This is a genomic window from Buttiauxella sp. BIGb0471 (assembly GCF_024807715.1).
In the GTDB taxonomy this organism is placed as follows: Bacteria; Pseudomonadota; Gammaproteobacteria; order Enterobacterales; family Enterobacteriaceae; genus Buttiauxella; species Buttiauxella agrestis.
Genome location: NZ_JANUEU010000006.1, coordinates 133,213 through 150,585, shown reverse-complemented (window position 1 = coordinate 150,585; position 17,373 = coordinate 133,213). Strand labels below are relative to the sequence as shown.

The 17,373-nt window shown below is 51.4% G+C and carries 16 protein-coding genes; 2 read left to right on the top strand and 14 right to left on the bottom strand.

Annotation, left to right across the window (positions count from 1 at the left end; all coding sequences use genetic code 11):
• Positions 1-21: 21 nt before the first annotated feature.
• On the bottom strand, positions 22-747 hold the full coding sequence (gene yjfP, locus M2371_RS18025) for an esterase (RefSeq protein WP_259268359.1): 726 nt from the start codon (positions 745-747) through the stop codon (positions 22-24).
• A 194-nt stretch (positions 748-941) separates the two neighbouring features.
• Between yjfP and bsmA the strand changes: the two genes are divergently transcribed.
• Complete coding sequence (bsmA, locus tag M2371_RS18020) at positions 942-1,271, top strand: biofilm peroxide resistance protein BsmA (RefSeq protein WP_172895688.1); 330 nt, start codon at positions 942-944, stop codon at positions 1,269-1,271.
• Between the two features lie 150 nt (positions 1,272-1,421).
• Positions 1,422-1,697, top strand: coding sequence for a DUF1471 domain-containing protein (locus M2371_RS18015; RefSeq protein ID WP_034461185.1), 276 nt, complete (start codon positions 1,422-1,424; stop codon positions 1,695-1,697).
• 50 nt (positions 1,698-1,747) lie between these two features.
• On the opposite strand, the gene M2371_RS18010 is transcribed toward M2371_RS18015, so the two are convergent.
• The 13 genes from M2371_RS18010 to amiB all read right to left on the bottom strand — a co-directional run bounded on the left by M2371_RS18010 (position 1,748) and on the right by amiB (position 17,361).
• Positions 1,748-3,382 (bottom strand): isovaleryl-CoA dehydrogenase, encoded by a 1,635-nt coding sequence (locus M2371_RS18010; protein WP_259268358.1) that lies wholly within the window; start codon positions 3,380-3,382, stop codon positions 1,748-1,750.
• A gap of 102 nt (positions 3,383-3,484) precedes the next feature.
• On the bottom strand, positions 3,485-4,216 hold the full coding sequence (gene rlmB / locus M2371_RS18005; RefSeq protein ID WP_034492799.1) for a 23S rRNA (guanosine(2251)-2'-O)-methyltransferase RlmB: 732 nt from the start codon (positions 4,214-4,216) through the stop codon (positions 3,485-3,487).
• A gap of 100 nt (positions 4,217-4,316) precedes the next feature.
• The gene (gene rnr, locus M2371_RS18000; RefSeq protein WP_259268357.1) at positions 4,317-6,785 is read right to left on the bottom strand and encodes a ribonuclease R; all 2,469 of its coding nucleotides are present in this window, start codon (positions 6,783-6,785) and stop codon (positions 4,317-4,319) included.
• Positions 6,786-6,824: 39 nt separating this feature from the next.
• Entirely contained in the window at positions 6,825-7,250 is a 426-nt protein-coding gene (gene nsrR, locus M2371_RS17995; RefSeq protein WP_034492795.1) for a nitric oxide-sensing transcriptional repressor NsrR, read from the bottom strand.
• 160 nt (positions 7,251-7,410) lie between these two features.
• Positions 7,411-8,709, bottom strand: a complete 1,299-nt coding sequence (locus M2371_RS17990; RefSeq protein WP_034492792.1) for an adenylosuccinate synthase — start codon at positions 8,707-8,709, stop codon at positions 7,411-7,413.
• Positions 8,710-8,811: 102 nt separating this feature from the next.
• A complete protein-coding gene (locus M2371_RS17985; RefSeq protein WP_034492791.1) occupies positions 8,812-9,009 on the bottom strand; it encodes a DUF2065 domain-containing protein in 198 nt (65 codons plus the stop codon).
• 66 nt (positions 9,010-9,075) lie between these two features.
• Positions 9,076-10,080, bottom strand: a complete 1,005-nt coding sequence (hflC, locus tag M2371_RS17980; protein WP_172895691.1) for a protease modulator HflC — start codon at positions 10,078-10,080, stop codon at positions 9,076-9,078.
• A 2-nt stretch (positions 10,081-10,082) separates the two neighbouring features.
• On the bottom strand, positions 10,083-11,345 hold the full coding sequence (gene hflK / locus M2371_RS17975) for an FtsH protease activity modulator HflK (RefSeq protein WP_034492789.1): 1,263 nt from the start codon (positions 11,343-11,345) through the stop codon (positions 10,083-10,085).
• Between the two features lie 74 nt (positions 11,346-11,419).
• Positions 11,420-12,700: a ribosome rescue GTPase HflX gene (gene hflX, locus M2371_RS17970; protein ID WP_172895692.1), complete on the bottom strand. Its 1,281-nt coding sequence runs from the start codon at positions 12,698-12,700 to the stop codon at positions 11,420-11,422.
• A gap of 76 nt (positions 12,701-12,776) precedes the next feature.
• Positions 12,777-13,085 carry an RNA chaperone Hfq gene (gene hfq, locus M2371_RS17965; RefSeq protein WP_121266855.1) on the bottom strand — a complete coding sequence of 103 codons (309 nt, stop codon included), beginning with the start codon at positions 13,083-13,085 and terminating at the stop codon, positions 12,777-12,779.
• Between the two features lie 102 nt (positions 13,086-13,187).
• Complete coding sequence (gene miaA, locus M2371_RS17960) at positions 13,188-14,135, bottom strand: tRNA (adenosine(37)-N6)-dimethylallyltransferase MiaA (protein WP_034492785.1); 948 nt, start codon at positions 14,133-14,135, stop codon at positions 13,188-13,190.
• Positions 14,128-16,020, bottom strand: coding sequence for a DNA mismatch repair endonuclease MutL (mutL, locus tag M2371_RS17955; RefSeq protein WP_259268356.1), 1,893 nt, complete (start codon positions 16,018-16,020; stop codon positions 14,128-14,130). Before mutL ends, miaA begins: the two co-directional genes overlap by 8 nt.
• A gap of 9 nt (positions 16,021-16,029) precedes the next feature.
• A complete protein-coding gene (amiB, locus tag M2371_RS17950; protein ID WP_259268355.1) occupies positions 16,030-17,361 on the bottom strand; it encodes an N-acetylmuramoyl-L-alanine amidase AmiB in 1,332 nt (443 codons plus the stop codon).
• Between the last annotated feature and the right edge of the window lie 12 nt (positions 17,362-17,373).

The following is a 17,373-nucleotide window of genomic DNA, read 5'->3' as shown; positions in this document are numbered from 1 at the left end:
GGGGCTTTTTTATGCATCCCATTACAGGTGCTCGCTAAAAAATCGGCTGGTCGCCTCAAGCGCCATAGGCGTAATACGATGCTTTACGCCTGCCTCCCGTAAACAGAGCATGTGTTTATCCAACCCTTTTTCAATCAGCGCTTTTTCCAGACGCCATGTTTCTGTCGCCGGAACGACATCATCCTGTTCACCATGCCACAGCAATAGTGGGCGGTTGCCAACTTTTTCGAGTTGATGGCTAATGTCGTAGTCAGCAAGTTTGTTAAGGGACTCGAGATCCAGCGCCTGCGGAGGGAACAAATTCTTCCCAAGCGACATGAAATATCCCGACCCCATCAGGCATGCCACGCAGCGCACTTGCGGGTAACGCGCCATAATCCCCAGAGCAGTCATTCCTCCCATTGAAGCACCACCCACGGCAACTCGTTGCTCATCGACTGGATAGCGTGCAGATAAAGCCTGCTGAAGCGGTGAAAATTCTTCAATGTTGCTTTTAAGAATCGACCAGAATTGGTACAGACGGGCGCTTTCATCACCATCAAAACGCGCCCCGTGTTGCTGGGCATCGGGCATAATCACCCGCATTCCAGACTGAGCCAATGCCACGGCAAAGTAGCTGTAGACCAGTTTCGATGATGTAAAACCATGATAGAAAAACACAACAGGAAGTTGGCTTTCTTTTTTCCCGGCAGGTACAGCATGCAGAACTTCAATACCAGCCAACTGTTCGGTGTACATTTCTATCATGGGATTCGTTCCGTATCAGGGTGAGACTTCCTTTGTAAGCCAGCAACCACGGGATGGCAAGCTCATGGCACCAGGGGAGAATTCTTAACTATGAGATCTGCTTAGCGATTTTCATTCGAAAGTGATTAAAAAGCGCGGGGGAGCTAACAGAATGGGAACATTCCCTCTTCTTCGAAAAAAACCGGAGCTACACTATGACTATTAAGAGACGAGAAACGATCATGCGACTGTTATCAGCTTTGCTCATTGCGATGACGCTCAGTGCCTGTAGCGTGTTACAAGGTACGCCACAGCCTGCACCGCCAGCAACCGGAACGCCTCAGGAAATTCAGCGTTATCAAACGCAGGGTTTAACCAAGATAGGAACGGTAACAGCACTTGAGCACGGCTCACCCATGGATACTGAGACGGCGCTAAAAGAGAAGGCAGTTGCTGCAAAAGCAGATTACTACGTCATCTTGTTAAACGATGAGACGGTAGTGCCAGGCCAGTGGTATGCCCAGGCGATTTTATACCGTAAGTAATTAGCGCTGACTTATTTATGCAGATTTACAAAGCCTTGCACCAATTGATCGTTTGTTATGCACAATGAACTTCAGCCAACGGACAGGTCTGGGGTTCGACAACGCGAAGGAATGCCCTGCTGATTTAGGGTAAGTAAAAAGGAGTTAATTATGAAACGATCGCTTGCCTTAACCTCACTACTGCTGTCCGTGGGACTCATCACAACATCGGCGCAATCGGCAGAAGATGTTGCCGCAGATTGTGTGACGGGTTTGAATGAAATCGGCATGATTTCAGTAAACGGTATTGCCGGTAGCGTGCAAGATGTGGAAAAAGTGATTGCCTTAAAGGCTGATGAACACGGTGCATCTTATTATCGCATCGTAAAAATGCAGGAAAACCAGCTTGCTGAAGGCTGGCGTGTACAAGCCATTATTTATGCATAAATAAACCAGCGACCATGTCATTCAACTCTATGGCGCTGGTTTATATTTTCCTATCCCGTGCGTCCTGTCGCCCGCAGCAATACATCAATTAATACCTGATTCGGTAATACACTTTCTCCTCGCGAGTCCAACATCATGCGGCACCAGGCTTCTCCTAACGGTGGAGACAGATGCTGCAAAACTTGTGCACCCGTTGCCAGAAGAGCCAACAATCGGGTGAGATCCCTTCCCCATTCCTCTTGTGGCTTATGCAGCCGCTGTTGCAGTTGCCGCCAGCTGCGATCGAAATGTCGGTTTTGCCCTTTCACTTCATCAAATTCTGCATGCAGCATTTCCATTGTACCGGGCTGTTTTGCCAGCACTCGCAATACATCCAGACTCATAATATTGCCTGAGCCTTCCCAGATACTGTTCACCGGCATTTCACGATAGATACGCGGCAGTTCGCTGTCTTCGCAGTAACCGACTCCGCCAAGGACTTCCATCGCTTCTGCTACAAATGGGATGCCTGCTTTGCAAATGCTAAATTTGGCAGCCGGTGTAAACAGGCGGCTGTAGGCTAATTCATGTGGATTGCCTGGTGATTCCCAGGCCCGAGCCAGGCGGAACAAAAATGCCGTTTGCCCTTCAAGCTGCAAAGCCATACGCCCAAGCACCTGGCGCATAAGGGGTAAATCAATGAGGTTTTTGCCGAATGCCTGCCGTTGATGTGCATGATACAACGCAACGGACAGCGCACGGCGCATCAAACCATGGCTACCCAGCGCACAGTCAAAACGGGTGTAACCGCCCATTTTTAATATCGAGCGCACACCCTCGCCCTCTTCACCTATCAGCCAGGCGATGGCATCGCAAAATTCAACTTCACTGCTGGCGTTGGAACGGTTGCCAAGTTTGTCTTTCAAACGCTCAAAGCGAACCTGGTTACGTTGGCCGTCGGTTAAGAATCGTGGCAAGAAGAAGCAAGAAAGCCCGCCTTTTGCCTGAGCCAGCACCAAATGAGCATCACTTTGCGGAACCGAGAAAAACCATTTGTGGCCCACTAAGCGATACATTTCACCAGGACCACGTCTCTCAATCGGTTCAGCGCGAGTGGTATTACTTAACACATCGGAACCACCTTGCTTTTCGGTCATTCCCATTCCAATCAGCAGGCCACGTTTTTGCGAACCGGGTGAGAGATGGGCATCATAACGGTCGCTCAGTAATGGTTTTAGCCATGACTGAAACTCTTTCGGCAAGTGCTTTTGCAAGAGGGGAATTGCGCCGAATGTCATGGTTATCGGGCATAACGTGCCGGCTTCCACCTGCGCGTGCTGAACAAATCGCGCGGCACGAGCAACAAATGAGCCATGACGAGCATCTTCCTGCCACGGTAAGTTATGCACCCGGTTGGCGCACAATCCCTGCATCAACAAATGCCAGGCGGGATAAAAGCGGACATCATCAAGCCGCTCGCCACTAGAATCATAACGAAGTAATTCAGGAGGATTTGCATTTGCCAGTCGCCCGAGCTCCAGGGATTCAGCCGAGCCGAGTTGTTGGCCGATACTCGCCAGAAGTTCCGCATCCCAGCCAGCACCTTCACGGGCTACGGCCTCAGTTAATGAGATATCGGAAAGGAAAAGGTTACTGTTATTGAGGGGTATTGGTTGGTTAAAAACGGTATGAGTTTGCCAGCGCATCGTGTTCCCTCCATTTATGGCAATGCCATTAGTATGGACGGTGACAGCAGTTATGCATGGAGGAGGATCACAAAGCGGGGTGCGAGCGCACCCCACAGGAGATTAACTGCGTTGACGCACAGCTTCGAACAGGCAAATACCGGTAGCAACGGAAACGTTCAGGGAAGAAACGGTTCCCGCCATTGGGATGCTAATCAGCTCATCGCAATGTTCACGCGTCAGGCGGCGCATACCTTCACCTTCAGCGCCCATCACCAGCGCCATTGGGCCGGTCATTTTGCTCTGGAATAAAGTGTGGTCAGCTTCACCCGCCGTACCGACGATCCAGACGTTCGATTCCTGCAATAAACGCATGGTTCGAGCCAGGTTAGTCACACTGATCAGCGGAACGTGCTCTGCAGCGCCGCAGGCCACTTTCTTGGCCGTCGCGTTCAGTTGCGCAGATCTGTCTTTTGGTACGATTACCGCATGCACGCCAGCAGCATCTGCGCTACGCAGGCAGGCACCGAGGTTGTGGGGATCGGTAACGCCATCCAGAATGAGCAGGAACGGGGTATCGATACTAGCAAGCAGGTCTGGAATATCATTTTCCTGATACTGACGACCCGGTTTCACGCGAGCAATAATGCCCTGGTGCACCGCGCCTTCAGATTTTTCATCCAGCCATTGGCGGTTTGCCATTTGAACCGGCACACCCTGAGCTTCCAGCGCATGAATTAAAGGCATCAGACGTTTGTCTTCACGGCCTTTAAGAATAAAGACTTCCCGAAAACGCTGAGGGGCGTTATCAAGCAGTGCCTGGACGGCGTGGATGCCGTAAATCATTTCACTCATTACTGTTACTCATTTCAGGTGCTGATGCACCAGTGTTAATTTGCTCGTAAAGGTCGGATGTCGCTTACGCTAATCCGACCTACGAAAAGCAATTGGAGACTTAGCTCGGCTGCTTTTTCGCTGCGCGTTTGGCTTTTGTAGCGGCGGCTATTTTACGAGTTTTGTCCGACTGCGCTTTTGGTTTCTTCGCCTTCGGCTCGGCTTTTTTGTCGACACTTTTCTCGGCTTTCGCTTTCTTCGGCTTGGCTGGCCCTTTCTCTTTACGGAAAGTGCTGTCTGGCTCGAAGTTGGTGCGTTTACCGCCCTGACGACGTTTTGGCCCGTTGCCGTTTGCGCCTTTTTTCGCTCGGTCTTTCTCAGTTTTACCCGCGCCGCGAGGAACACGAGTGCTGGAGATCAGAGCAAAATCAATTTTGCGCTCGTCCATATGGACGGCTTCAACGCGCACTTCGACACGGTCACCCAAACGATAAGTCTGGCCACCGGACTCACCAATCAGGCGCTGCCCGATTTGGTCGAAACGGTAGTAATCGTTATCAAGAGTAGAAACGTGCACCAGGCCGTCGATAAACAGATCGGTGAGGCGAACAAAGAAGCCGAAACCGGTAACGCTGGCGATAATCCCAGTAAAGGTATTACCGACCTGATCCTGCATAAAGTCGCATTTCAGCCAGTCGGCAACATCGCGTGTTGCTTCATCTGCGCGGCGTTCAGCCATAGAACAATGCTGGCCCAATTGCAGCATCTCTTCCATGTCGTAGTGCCAGCCGCCAGACTCGGTGCTGTTGCCTTTATGGCCCTGCTCTTTCGCCAGCAAATATTTAATTGCACGGTGTAACAGCAAATCGGGGTAACGACGAATCGGCGAGGTAAAGTGTGCATAGGATTGCAGCGCCAGGCCAAAGTGACCACGGTTTTCTGGATCGTACACTGCCTGTTTCATGGAACGCAGCAGCATCGTTTGCAGCATTTCATGATCCGGACGATCGGCAATCGAGTTCAGTAATTCTGCGTAATCACGCGGCTCAGGCTTCTGCCCGCCAGGCAATTCCAGACCCAGCTCGGCCAGCACAGAACGGAACGCGGTAATGGCGTCGTTGCTTGGACGATCGTGATCGCGGAACAAAGATGGCTCGTTGTTCTTCTCAACGAAGCGTGCCGCCGCGATATTCGCGAGGATCATGCACTCTTCGATAAGTTTATGCGCGTCGTTACGAACGGTTTGCTCAACGCGTTCAATACGGCGCTCGGCGTTGAAGATAAACTTCGCTTCTTCGCTTTCAAACGAGATACCCCCGCGCTGCGCACGAGAAACATCCAGCACTTTGTAGAGGTTATGCAGCTCTTCGATGTGCTTAACCAGCGGCGCATATTGCTCGCGCAGTTCCTGGTCACCCTGCAACATATGCCACACTTTGGTGTAGGTCAGACGCGCATGGGAACTCATTACCGCTTCGTAGAATTTAGAGCCGGTCAGGCGGCCAGTCGAAGAGATGGTCATTTCACAGACCATACACAGACGGTCAACCTGCGGGTTCAGCGAGCACAAACCGTTGGACAGCACTTCCGGCAGCATCGGGATAACCTGCGATGGGAAGTAAACTGACGTGCCACGGTTGCGAGCTTCTTTATCCAGCGCGGTTGGCGGGCGAACGTAATAGCTTACGTCGGCGATAGCGACATATAAACGCCAGCCGCCGCCACGTTTCTTCTCACAGAACACGGCATCATCGAAGTCACGCGCATCTTCACCATCGATGGTGACAAGCGGCAGATCACGCAAATCCACGCGGCCAATTTTGGCTTCTTCCGGCACTTGTTCCTTCAACGAAGCAACCTGAGCTTCCACTTCTGGCGGCCAGACATACGGGATTTCATGGGTGCGCAGCGCCATATCGACGGCCATGCCTGTACCCATGTTGTCGCCCAGCACTTCAACGATTTTACCCACCGCTTTGGTGCGGCGAGTTGGGCGTTGGGTGAGCTCAACCACCACCACAAAGCCCATGCGAGCGCCCATCACACCTTCTGGTGGGATAAGAATATCGAAGCTCAGACGGCTGTCGTCTGGCACCACGAAACTGATACCAGCATCGGTAAAGTAGCGGCCAACAATTTGCCCGGTTCTTGGCTCCAGCACGCGCACAATACGCGCTTCGCGACGGCCTTTACGGTCGGCACCCAGTGGCTGTGCCAGCACGATATCGCCATGCATACACATTTTCATCTGTTCAGATGAAAGGTAGAGATCGTCTTTACGGCCTTCTACACGCAGGAAACCGAAGCCATCGCGGTGGCCAATGACTTTGCCTTTTAGCAAATCGAGACGTTCTGGCAGGGCATAACACTGGCGGCGGGTAAAGACCAACTGTCCATCGCGTTCCATGGCTCGCAAACGGCGACGCAGCGCTTCAAGTTGTTCTTCACCAGTAATATTCAGTTCTTCAGCCAGTTCGTCACGATTGGCTGGTTTTTCACGTTTGGAGAGATGAGCGAGTATAAATTCCCGGCTTGGGATCGGGTTTTCGTATTTTTCGGCTTCTCGTTCCTGAAAAGGATCTTTTGACATTGCGGTTCCTCCGTTGTCATTTGCTGAGGAAATCGTGATTTATTCCACCAGCAATAATTTGTAGAGCGGTTGGTTTTGGTCCACCAAATCGGCCAGGGTGTGCTTATCCAGCTCTGTAAGAAAGCTTTGCACCGCCTGGGCCAGTGCCTGTTTCAGGCGACATGCGGGGGTGATATGACAAAACTCACTGCTACAGTTCACCAAAGAAAGCGGTTCCAGCTCGCGCACCACATCACCGACACGGATAGATACCGCCGGTTTGCCGAGGCGAATGCCACCGTTTTTGCCGCGCACTGCCGTCACATAGCCTGCACGGCTGAGTTGATTGATGATTTTCACCATATGATTACGTGATACGCCATACACTTCTGTTACTTCAGAAATGCTCGTCATCTTGCCTTCTGGCAAAGACGCCATGTAAATCAAAGCACGTAAACCGTAATCAGTAAAACTCGTTAACTGCACATCAACCTCTTGGGTGGGAGGGGAAACGCTTTTCGCCATCAGGGCGATATATTGATGATAAACCAGCCATAAGGTTGCCAGCTAATTTATTTAACGGGGAAGGTAGATAAAACGGCAGGATAAAGCAGTTGGGGCGTGCTAAGCACACCCCATCACATCATTATGCGTCGAACGGATCGCGCAGAATCATGGTTTCAGAACGGTCCGGACCGGTAGAAATAATGTCTACTGGTACTTCAGTCAGTTCTTCAATGCGCTTGATGTAGTCCAGCGCTGCTTGCGGCAAACCACTACGCTCTTTCACGCCGAAGGTCGTTTCTGACCAGCCTGGCATGGTTTCGTAGATTGGCTCGATACCTTCCCAATCGTCAGCAGCCATTGGAGTGGTAGTCACTTCACGGCCATCTGGCAGACGGTAGCCTACGCACAGTTTAACTTCTTTCAAACCGTCCAGTACGTCCAGCTTGGTCAGGCAGAAACCTGACAGGGAGTTGATCTGCACTGCACGACGCACAGCAACGATATCCAACCAACCTGTACGACGACGACGACCGGTAGTTGCACCGAACTCGTTACCTTGTTTGCACAGAAACTCGCCGATATCATCAAACAGTTCAGTTGGGAACGGACCTGCGCCAACGCGAGTAGAGTACGCTTTGATAATACCCAGAACGTAATCAACATAACGTGGACCAATGCCGGAACCTGTTGCCACGCCACCCGCGGTGGTGTTGGAAGAGGTCACGTACGGATAGGTACCGTGATCGATGTCCAGCAGCGTGCCTTGAGCACCTTCGAACATGATGAAGTCGCCGCGCTTACGTGCCTGATCCAGCAGATCGGACACATCAACTACCATGCTGGTCAGAATGTCAGCAACTGCCATGACATCGTCCAGAACTTTCTGGTAATCAACCGCTTCAACTTTGTAGAAGTTAACCAGTTGGAAGTTATGGTATTCCAGAACTTCTTTCAGTTTGTCGGCAAAGGTGGCTTTGTCGAACAGATCGCCAACGCGCAGGCCACGACGGGCCACTTTGTCTTCATACGCTGGACCGATGCCGCGACCGGTAGTACCGATAGCTTTCGCACCGCGCGCTTTCTCACGAGCGACATCCAGCGCTACGTGATAATCAAGAATCAGCGGGCAAGCTTCAGATAACAGCAAGCGCTCACGTACCGGAATCCCACGGTCTTCCAGCTCTTTCATCTCTTTCATCAGTGCAGCAGGAGACAGCACAACGCCATTACCGATGATGCTGGTAACGTTATCACGCAGAATACCTGATGGAATAAGATGAAGAACGGTCTTTTCACCGTTGATTACGAGAGTATGGCCTGCGTTGTGACCGCCCTGGTAGCGCACAACATATTTAGCCCGTTCAGTCAGAAGATCTACGATCTTTCCTTTACCTTCGTCACCCCATTGGGTGCCCAGTACGACGACGTTGTTACCCATTTTTCAAAATCACCGTTTGCTTAAAAAAGGATTCTACCATCGGTTTCCTAGATGATCAGCCCTTTTAGTATACAAAATGGTAATCGTCCACCTCAATGCGGTTCAGCCAGCAGCTCGACTCAACATGTAGTAGATAACGATACCTGCAACCACTAGTCCGCCACCAAAACGGCGAAGCGTATTGTCGGGAAGTTGCGTTAACGCGGCGATCATTCGGCGCCACATGCGTGGATAAAGCATCGGTCCGAGTCCTTCGAGCACCAAAACCAGCGCTAATGCCATCCAGATAGTCGAATTCATAATTCCCTCTAACACCAATAAAAAAAGAGCCGGTCAGACCGGCTCTTGATAAGTTTATTGCGAGTATTAACGTGCGCTATTCGCAGGTGTTTTCATGTAGCGGAAGAAATCGCTATCCGGGCTTAACACCATCACGTCCTGACCATTGCTGAAGCTTGCTTCATAAGCACGCAGGCTACGAATGAATGCGTAGAAGTCTGGATCCTGGCTGAATGCATCAGCAAACAGTTTGGCAGCTTCTGCATCACCTTCACCACGGCTGATACGGCCCTGACGCTCGGCTTCTGCCAGAGTACGAGTGACTTCGTAGTCGGCGGTAGCACGCAGCTTCTCAGCTTCTTCCTGACCTTGTGAACGGTGACGACGAGCAACAGCTTCACGCTCGGCACGCATACGGTTGTAGATAGCTTCAGAAACCTCAGCAGGCAGATTGATCTGCTTGATACGCACATCGACCACTTCGATACCCAGTGCCGCCATACTGTTCGGGTTAACCACCGGTACTTTACCTTTGGTTTCCGCAGTGACACGCGCAGCAGCAGAGGCAATTGCATCATCCGCAGCAGGTGTAGCCACTTCATCGTCAGTACCAGCGGTACCTGAGTTCAGCGCATCACGCACATCCAGAGTCAGACGGCCACGAGAATCGGTCACGATGTCTTTCACATCAAGACGACCAATTTCAGAACGCAGACGGTCACTGAATTTACGTTTTAACAGCACTTCTGCCTGAGAAACGTCACCACCGCCTGTTGCCAGGTAGTAGCGGCTGAAATCACTGATACGCCATTTGATATAGGAATCAACGATCAGGTCTTTCTTCTCTTTGGTCACAAAGCGATCGGCCTGGTTATCCATGGTCTGAATACGCGCATCAAGAGTTTTAACAGACTCGATAAACGGTACTTTGAAATGCAGACCTGGTTCGTAGACCACCGGCTTGTTTTCATCATCACGCAACACTTTACCGAAGCGTAAGGTAATCCCGCGCTCGCCTTCCTGTACCACGAAGACCGAGGTAAACAGCACAACCAGCACGATGATAATTAAAGCAATGACTGACTTACGCATCGTTATTCACTCCCTACGCGCTGGTTATCAGTGCGCTGCGCGTTCACGCGGCGCTGATCCATGATATCGCCCCGGCTTGACGAGGACTGTGTGCTGGCGCTACCGCTGCTTGAACTTGACGCAGGTGGCAGACGCAACAAGTTGTTCGCCCCTGTGTTATCAGTCTTTGCCGCTGGCTGTGAGCCACCTTTGAGCATCTGATCCAGAGGCAGAACCATCAGGTTGCCACCTTTGTCGTTAACCAGAACTTTACGGGTATGGCTAAGCACTTTTTCCATGGTTTCGATATACAGACGCTCACGGGTAATTTCCGGTGCAGCTTTGTATTCCGGCAACATTTTGGCGAAGCGAGCCACTTCACCCTGCGCTTCTAACACGGTCTGTGTTTTATAAGCGCGAGCTTCTTCAAGAATACGCTGCGCCTGACCGTTAGCACGCGGCTGAACTTCGTTGGTGTAAGCTTCTGCTTCACGGATGTATTGCTGTTCGTTTTCACGCGCGGAAATCGCGTCATCAAACGCAGCTTTCACCTCTTCCGGCGGACGAGCAGCCTGGAAGTTGACGTCCAGCAAGGTGATACCCATGTTGTACGGACGAATGGTTTCTTCCAGTTCGCGCTGCGTATCATTACGAATAATGGTACGACCCTCGGTGAGGATTTTATCCATGGTGTATTTACCAATAACACCACGCAGTGCGCTGTCGGTTGCCTGACGCAGGCTATCGTCTGCGCTGGTTACGCTAAACAGATAACGACGCGGATCGGTTACACGGTACTGCACGTTCATTTCAACGCGAACCACGTTCTCGTCGGAAGTCAGCATCACACCGGAAGCTGCCAGTTCACGTACCGCTTCAACGTTTACCGCTCGGACGCTATCAATGAATGTCGGTTTCCAGTTCAGGCCCGGCTCAACCAAATGGCTGAATTGACCAAAACGCGTTACCACACCACGTTCAGCTTCTTTGATGGTATAGAACCCGGTTGCAGCCCAAATAACGACGGCGACGGCGGCAACGATACCGACCATACGACCACCGATGTGCGGACGCGGAAGCTGTGAAGAACCGCCACCGGAACCACTGCCACCACTTTTACCGCCGCCCAGGCCACCCAGTTTTTTGCTTAATTTACGGAAGATATCATCCAGATCAGGTGGACCCTGATCCCGCCCTCCTTTGTTACCCCCAGAGTCGCCGCCAGGTTTGCTGCTTCCCCACGGGTCGCGGTCCTGTCCGTTATTACCGGGCTGATTCCACGCCATGTTTATGCTCCATATTTGTTGTGCGGTGATATCCCCCGAAGGGGAAAAAGTCTTCAGGACATTCCCTTGACTGGCTAGACAATATAGTCAGCGAGTGCCGGTTCTTGTTTACAGAGGCGACGCCAGTCAACAATAGGCATACGAATTTGTAAGCCAACACTGCCGTCTTCCTCCATCCACTCTTTTTCTATTGCCTGAAGCTGATAAAACCGGCTCCGAAGTCGCCCAGCCTGGGGGGGCAAGCACAACGTATGCTGTGCAATTTCACCAGATAAACGCTCTGTCAAAGCCTGGAAAAGCAGTGGAATACCGTCACCGGTCTGGGCAGAAAGCCAGACCCGAATCGGCATATTTTCATCATCTCTGTCGATACGCGGAACAAAGTCATCCAACATATCTATCTTATTCATTACCATCAGCGTAGGAATTTCATTAGCCTCAATCTCTTCGAGAACGGTATCAACCGCGGCAATGTTTTCCTCGATCCTCAGGTCACTTGCGTCAATCACATGTAATAACAGTGTTGCCTGACGTGTTTCCTGCAAGGTCGCTTTAAACGCTGCCACCAAATCGTGTGGCAAGTGACGAATAAAACCTACTGTGTCGGCCAATATTGTTTCACCGACATCCGCGACGTTAATACGGCGCAATGTGGGATCCAGTGTGGCAAACAACTGATCTGCGGCATAAACATCAGCCGTTGTTATTTGGTTAAACAGGGTGGATTTACCGGCGTTGGTGTAGCCCACCAGAGAAACGGTTGGGATATCAGCCTTGGCACGCGATCGCCGACCTTGCTCACGTTGTTTTTCAACTCGTTCTAAGCGATTAAGGATCAGCATAATCCGGTTGCGCAGTAAACGGCGGTCGGTTTCGAGCTGAGTTTCCCCAGGGCCTCGTGAACCTATCCCCCCTCCCTGACGCTCAAGGTGGGTCCAGCCGCGCACAAGGCGAGTTGCCATGTGACGTAACTGAGCCAGTTCAACCTGCAACTTACCTTCATGGGTACGCGCACGTTGAGCAAAAATATCTAAAATCAGGCCGGTTCTGTCGACGACGCGACATTCACACAGCGCTTCGAGGTTACGCTCCTGGGCTGGAGACAACGCATGATCAAATAAAATGACCGATGCCCCAGTGGCTTTCACTGCATCGGCAATTTCAATTGCCTTACCTTCACCAACAAAATACTTCGGGTGAGGAGCTTTACGGCTACCAGTAACCACCTGCAATGCTTCGACACCGGCTGAAGAGACCAGAGATTCAAACTCCTCTAGATCTTCCTTGTCTTTGTCTTGCGTAAAATAGATGTGTACCAGCACCGCCTGCTCACCGGCATCATAACGGTCAAACAAGCGTATAACCTCTCAAAAAGACCAGCGGGGAACCCAGCATCCCTGGTTCCCCGGCTTGGAAAAACAACGTTACGCCTTATTCAGCGTCTTCGCTGTCTTGTTGTGGCGCAGAACCTTGCGCACTTCCACCATGGTGGTAGCTGCCAGAACCGCTAGTACCGGTGTTATTGCTGTGATGAGATACCGGACGAGACGGAACAACAGTAGAAATCGCGTGCTTATAGACCATCTGGCTAACCGTGTTTTTCAACAGGATTACAAACTGATCAAAAGACTCAATCTGACCTTGCAGCTTAATACCATTCACCAAATAAATAGAAACTGGAACACGTTCGCGACGCAGTGCGTTCAAGAACGGATCTTGTAATGATTGCCCCTTAGCCATTCTATCTTTTCCTTATATGCTTGTTGTTTGTAACTCAAGAACCCTGAGGCTCTGAAAAACTGCGTAAAATATTGCGCACCATAACGATTCAATTGTACACATTCATTGGTGCTTCGCACTAACAACCTGTAGTACATCGTTGTAAGATTGAGACGGATTCTCACTGTCTAACCAGTGAACACCCTCCCAACCTCGCAACCAGGTCATCTGGCGCTTAGCCAATTGTCTCGTCGCGCAAATACCACGATAAACCATTTCATCATGTGAAATTTCCCCTGCCAGATAAGACCACATCTGCCGGTATCCCACACAACGAATGGAAGGCATGTCCGTATGCAAATCACCACGGGCAAAAAGAGCCCGCACTTCAGCTTCAAATCCAGAAGCTAACATCTGATGAAAACGCTGCTCAATTCTTTGATGGAGCAGTTCACGGCTCGCCGGGGCGATGGCGAACTGATGCACCTGGTAAGGCAGAGCTTCTCCTGACGTTTCCGTCAGTTCCGTTAAAGTTTTACCCGAAATGAAAAAAACTTCCAGTGCACGGGAAAGCCTTTGTGGATCATTTGGATGAATACGTGCAGCGGCGACAGGATCAACCTGTGCTAACTCACGATGCAACGCTTCCCATCCTTGCTCTGCAGCCTGTTTTTCAATCCGTTCCCGTACTTGCGGGTCAGCGGATGGTAAAGGTGATAAACCCTCTAACAATGCCTTGAAGTAGAGCATTGTTCCCCCGACTAACAAGGGAATACGCCCTGCCGCGGTAATTTCAGCCATTTCAGCCAACGCATCACGCCGGAAATCAGCGGCGGAATAGGCTTGTGCCGGGTCGAGAATATCAAGCAACCGGTGCGGAGCCTGGGCTAATTCTTCAGCCGTTGGCTTCGCGGTACCAATGTCCATCCCTTGATAGATAAGGGCCGAATCGACGCTTATCAACTCTACTGGCAACGTTTTACGCAAATTAATGGCTAACGCTGTCTTACCTGAGGCCGTCGGCCCCATCAAAAAAATTGCCTGTGGCAGGCTTTGCTTAACTTCAGTCATGTTTCAGGGCGTTCATCGCCATATGTAAATCAACAGGTTGTAACAAACCGCCAGGTGGTGATTTCACCAGCTGCGGACAAAGGCGCTCCACATCAGCCAGCAGGGCAATCGCCTGCGCCTGATTCCATTGTTCATGATTACCGTCCATTTGACGAGCAAACCATTGAGCAATCTGTGTTGCATTCACCTCTGTCTGTCGCGCCAGGTATCCTGGCAGTTCGTGAATCAAGATTTGTAAATTTTGTTTACGCAAAGGTAAAGGTACAGAGCGAATTGTTATCTGACGCGACTCAATGGCGAATTCAATGCCCATTTCCAGTAAAAGCGGCTGATTTTTAATCAGAACGTCCTGTTCTTCTTTGGTGACTTTCAAACGAATGGGGATCAGCAGCGGTTGAGCACGTGCCCCTTCGGAGCCTGGCACTAACTGCGCCATTTTCAACCAACGTTCAGCCACGCTTAAGGAAAGCAGCATGATTTTGCCGTCACGCTCGAGTAACGCGATATCCGGATTGATGACGGTCAGCACGCGCCCAAAACTTTGTGCGTGACCGTCTAAAGCCTCGTAAGGCTCAGACTCAGGTTCAGCAACTCGATTTTTTGAGGCTGCGGGTGTCGGTGTATTCAACAATTCACGATACACCGCCCCTTCTTTCTTCTGAAAACCTGGTGCCGCATGCGGCCATAAAGGCGCACTGCCTTTACTCGCACTTCCTTCACTATAGCTACCAGAAACCGGGGTCGTATTACGAGGTGGTGATTCGCGAGAAGCTGTGGGAGCAGCAGGCGTGGCAAACTGGTTACGCCCGGATGCCACGCGGTTTTCCGGCTGCCAGCGCGGTTGTGGTTCTTCCGCCGTTTCTTCCAGCGGCAGGCGATTTTCACTTTGCTGTTGCAGCACGCTCAACACGCCCTGGTAGATAAAATCATGCACCAGGCGCGACTGATGAAAACGCACTTCATGTTTGGCAGGATGCACATTCACATCCACTTGATGCGGGTCGATTTCCAGGTACAGCACAAACGCCGGTTGCTGGTCGGCACCGAGTTTGTCTTCACAGGCCTGGCGGATAGCGTGATTGATCAGGCGGTCGCGCATCATGCGACCGTTCACATAGCAATATTGAATCTCTGCCAGAGCGGAAGTCGTCGCCGTAGGTTCAGCCACCCAGCCGCGCAATGCCAGGTCACCATGCTGCCATTCAATGGCCAGCGCTTGTTCGAGGAAAGCCGTACCGCAAATCGAGCCAAGGCGGCGTTCGCGAGGTGCACCCTCTGCAACCGCACGGTACTGACGAATCACTTTGCCGTTGTGGGTGAGATTTATCGACACATCAAAACGCGCCAGCGCAATACGTCTGACTATCTCATCAATATGATTGAATTCGGTTTTTTCGGTGCGCATGAATTTGCGACGTGCGGGGGTGTTGTAGAACAAATCCAACACCTCAAGCGTGGTTCCGACTGGATGTGCCGCCGGTTTTACCGTCACATCCTGTTCACGCCCTTCGGCATAGGCCTGCCACGCTTCGTTTTGCTCGGCGGTGCGCGAGGTTAACGTCAGTCGTGCAACCGAGCTAATACTCGCTAACGCTTCACCACGAAACCCGAGGCTAATAATGGCCTCAAGGTCATCAAGTGTGGCGATTTTACTGGTCGCATGACGAGCCAGTGCTAATGCCAGCTCATCTTTTTTGATACCGCAGCCGTTATCACGAATACGAATGAGCTTGGCGCCACCGCGTTCAATATCAATATCAATACGCGTAGCGCCTGCATCAAGACTGTTCTCAACCAGTTCTTTCACCACCGATGCGGGGCGCTCTACCACTTCGCCAGCAGCAATCTGGTTGGCAAGTTGCGGCGGCAGAACCTGAATCGGCATGAAATCTCCTTATTGAGTCATCGCGACGGGATCAATACCCGCACCTTGCGAGCGTGCAGTTTGACCAGTTGGTGGCGCGGATTGCAACGGATGCGTCAGGAAATAATCCCTAAGCCCTTGATAAATAGCTTGTGCAATTTTTTGCTGGTAATCATCGCTATCGAGCAGGCGCTCTTCCGAGTTGTTGCTGATAAACCCGGTTTCCACTAACACCGAAGGAATATCCGGCGAACGCAATACGCCAAGGCTTGCGTGTTCCGGGCGACGTTTGTGCAACGAGCCTACGCGCTGCATTTGCGCCAGCACTTTTGTTGCCACATCATACCCGACGCGCTGGGAATGGCCGAACTGCAAATCCAGAACCGCCTGGCTTAAATAAGGGTCAGCCTGGCTATTGGCCAGTACATCACCCGCCCCGCCCAACAACTCCGATTGTTTCTCGTGCTGTTCGAGCCAGCCCGCCATTTCACTGTTCGCGCGACGATTCGACAGCACCCAAACGGAGGCTCCCGTCGCATCGCGATTAGGCGCGGCATCAGCATGAATAGACACCAGAATATTGGCATTCTGTTTACGTGCGACGTCTGAACGCCCCATCACCGAAATAAAATAATCACCATCGCGGGTCAGCACGCCTTTAAACATCGGGTCGTCATTCAGCAATGAACGAAGTTTACGGGCAATCGAAATAGTGACGTTTTTCTCTTTCGTGCCACCAGGGCCAATTGCCCCCGGATCCTGCCCGCCATGCCCCGCATCAATAGCCACAACAACGGTATCGGATTGAGTCGTGGTGCGCTGAGTTCGTGCAGGATGCATCGCCGTATTAGAGCTGATGGCTCCCGTCACGGTCTGCGGATTAAAGGGATTTTTTGCAGGTTCGGTTGAACGGGTGACGGGTGGCGCTTCAACACGTTTAGCCACAACCGGAGGAGGTGGTGGCGGAGGCGGAGCATCGGCGTTGATCGTAAACACTACCGTGTAATTAGAACCATTTTGCTGTTTTACAGCGCGAGTTTTGCCAGGCTCAGTGAGATCCACCACCAGGCGTAAGGAATCGCTGTCTTTTGGTTGCCCTGACCGAATGCTTTTCACCAGGTTATTGCCACTGAACAACAGCGGTAAACCTCTGATCACACCCGTTTGTTTGATATCCAGAGCAACGCTTTTCTTATCATCCTGAGAAAAAGCATATTCAGGATCGCCAATAAAACTAAACGTGATCCGCGCCTGAGAATCGCCGTTCGATACCTGAATATCCGCTAAACTGGCCGCGCTTGCTTGTGCCGCCAGCACCAATAAACACAACGCCATCCACACACTTTTCACGCGATAGATCATCCCGTCATCCTT